This is a genomic window from Komagataeibacter intermedius TF2 (genome assembly GCF_000964425.1).
Classification (GTDB): Bacteria; Pseudomonadota; Alphaproteobacteria; order Acetobacterales; family Acetobacteraceae; genus Komagataeibacter; species Komagataeibacter intermedius.
This window is the reverse complement of sequence record NZ_BANF01000089.1, coordinates 1-1,457: the sequence shown is the minus strand read 5'-3', so window position 1 is coordinate 1,457 and position 1,457 is coordinate 1. Positions and strand designations below refer to the sequence as shown.

The following is a 1,457-nucleotide window of genomic DNA, read 5'->3' as shown; positions in this document are numbered from 1 at the left end:
CTTATGTGGACGGCCTTTACGATGCAAGAGGTCACATTGATTGCATTGTCGTATCTTTCTTCTGCGTATTTTCGCTCCAGCGAAATGCACTGATACTGTCATGATGTGGAGATCCGGTCAGATGCGCCCTTATGTCCGGCCTGTTTATGCGAAATCCTTCGCTGGCCATCATGGGTGTTCGCTTGCGTGTCAGGCACCAATCTGGATCTCGTGCTCAATGGCACATGGGGACATTCGGTATTGCCTGAACTGCTTCTGATTACAGTCTTTCCCATCACGCGGTCAGTGCATACTGCCGGATCTACCGGAGCTTATTCCGGTATCCATCATCCTGGTGGTACATGTCAGACTATAGCGACACTGCGACCGGCCGGACGATAGATCTCTTTGCGCGACAACAAAACCCAGATGATCCGGGCCAGCTTGTTGGCTAACGCCACGGTTGCCAGACGGCCCGGGCGACGTTCCAGAAGCTTGCAAAGCCATACTCCCGCAGCGCTATCCCATTTCTGTGCGCGGTAAAGCATGGATGTTGCGCCCAGAACGAGCATCTTTCTTATTTCCCGGTTGCCCGTTTTGGTAATTCTGCCCAATCGGGTTTTTCCGCCCGATGAATGCTGGCGCGGTACGAGACCAAGCCAGGCTGCGAAGTGCCGGGCCGTATCGAAGGCCCCAATATCGGTAACAGACGCGACAATCAGGGAGGCGGTTACCGGACCAATGCCCGGGATGGTCAAAAGACGGCGAGCATCTTCATCCTGTTTGGCATGTGTCCGGATACCTCCTTCCAGGTTTTCTATGCTTTCGTTCAGTCGACCATACTGTTCAAAGAGCAGCATGGTTGTCTGTTTCAGGGCATCAGGCAGATTGGATGAGGTTTCGATTTTCGCCAGAAGTTCGGGGAGACGGGCATTTCCAAGGGGAACAATCAAACCGAATTCCGCTGCAAGTGCACGCAACGCATTCACCAGCATCGTTTGCTGTTTGACCAGAAGGGTACGAGTTGAGTGCAGCGATAACAGGCTTTGCTGCTCCCGATTTTTAATCGGGACGAAGCGCGTGTCGGGATGGATCGCGGCAAGACAAATCGCGGCGGCATCAACAGCATCGTTTTTCTTGCCACGTTTGACAAATGGTTTGACCATTTCAGGGGGAATGAGTTTTACCTCATGACCGGTGTCACGGATGACACGAGCCCAGTGATGCGACGTGCTACAGGCTTCGAGTACGACCAGGCAGCGCTCCAGCTTTTCAAAGAATGAGATAACTTCACTCCGCCCGAGTTTCTTCTTGAGCAGACATTTTCCGCTTGCGTCCGTGCCATGCACTTGAAAAACAGACTTGGCGATATCCAGGCCGATTATGGTAACTTTCATCCGGGCGGTCTCCTCTGAATGGTCTTCCGACCTCATCATGGCACATTGATGTCGCATGGAGGCCGTCCACCCCATCTGGAT

Annotated in this window: 1 protein-coding gene; it reads right to left on the bottom strand. The window is 53.1% G+C overall.

Features of this window, described 5'->3' with window-relative positions:
* Positions 1-344: 344 nt before the first annotated feature.
* On the bottom strand, positions 345-1,376 hold the full coding sequence (locus B7449_RS12235; protein WP_014106769.1) for an IS110 family RNA-guided transposase: 1,032 nt from the start codon (positions 1,374-1,376) through the stop codon (positions 345-347).
* Between the last annotated feature and the right edge of the window lie 81 nt (positions 1,377-1,457).